Genomic DNA, 1,197 nt, shown 5'->3' with positions numbered 1-1,197 from the left:
CTGCCGGTCGAAGGACTCGGCTCTCGTGGCACCAAACCCCTCCCCCTACCCCCTCCCGCAAGGGGAGGGGGAGTGTGGTTTGGACGGGATCTGGGAGGACGGCCCCGTGGCCCGCTTCCTGACCGGGCGGCTGCTCGACCTGCTGGTGGTGCTGTTCGGGGTCTCGGTCGTCGCCTTCCTGATGATCCGGCTGATCCCGGGCGACGCGGTGCAGATCATGCTCGGCGCCAACAGCGAGGTGACGCCCGACCGGATCGCGGCGCTGCGCCAGCGCCTCGGCCTCGACCAGCCGATGGTGACGCAGTACCTCGCCTGGCTCGGCGGCCTCCTGACCGGCGACCTCGGCACCAGCCTGTGGACCGGCCGCCCGGTGCTGGAGGAGATCGGGGCCCGGATCGGCGTCACCATCGAGGTGACGCTGCTGGCGCTCGCCGTCTCGGTGGCGCTGGCGGTGCCGGCCGGCTGCCTGATGGCCTATTTCCGCAACTCCGCCCGCGACTATCTGGTGCGGGTGGTCACCATCGCCGGCGTCACCGTGCCGTCCTTCTGGCTCGGGGCGCTGCTGATCTACCTGTTCCACGGCGTGTTCCCGGCCTTCCCGGCGATCGGTTTCGTGCCCCTGGCCGAGGACCCGGTCGGGAACCTGCAGCGCATGCTGCTGCCGACGATCGCCCTGGCCGTGCCGGTGCTGGCCTCGCTGTCGCGCATCGTCCGTTCCGCCATGCTCGACGCGCTGGGGCAGGACTACATCCGCACCGCCAGGGCCAAGGGCGTCAGCGAGCGGTCGGTGGTGTTCCACCACGCCTTCCGCAACGCCATGATCCCCTTCGTCACCGCGCTCGGCATCTCCGCCGGCTACCTGTTCGGCGGCGCCATCGTGGTCGAGCAGGTCTTCGCCCTGCCGGGCCTCGGCCGGCTGATGCTGGGCGCGATCGCGGAGCGGAACTACCCGCTGATCCAGGCGGCGATCCTGCTGGTCACCGCCGGCTTCGTGGTCGTGAACTTCGTCACCGACATGCTCTACGCCGCGCTCGACCCGCGGATCGGCCTCAGATGACCGCGCCGCTGCCGGAGACCCTGGCCCCACCATCCCGACGCCGCATCGCCGCGCCGCGGCACCCGCTGGTCTGGATCGGCGGGGCGCTGGTGCTGCTGCAGGTCGCGGCGGCGCTGCTGGCTCCCTGGATCGCGCCGGAC

General features: G+C 71.7%; 1 protein-coding gene. It reads left to right on the top strand.

Annotated features, from left to right (window positions below; genetic code table 11):
* The first annotated feature begins 106 nt into the window (after window positions 1-106).
* Window positions 107-1,057 (top strand): ABC transporter permease, encoded by a 951-nt coding sequence (locus P409_RS34790; RefSeq protein WP_034849533.1) that lies wholly within the window; start codon window positions 107-109, stop codon window positions 1,055-1,057.
* The last annotated feature ends 140 nt before the right edge of the window (window positions 1,058-1,197 follow it).

This window comes from Inquilinus limosus MP06, assembly GCF_000767795.1.
In the GTDB taxonomy this organism is placed as follows: Bacteria; Pseudomonadota; Alphaproteobacteria; order DSM-16000; family Inquilinaceae; genus Inquilinus; species Inquilinus limosus_E.
Note: the sequence above shows the minus strand (reverse complement) of the source record. Positions and strands in the feature narration are given on the sequence as shown.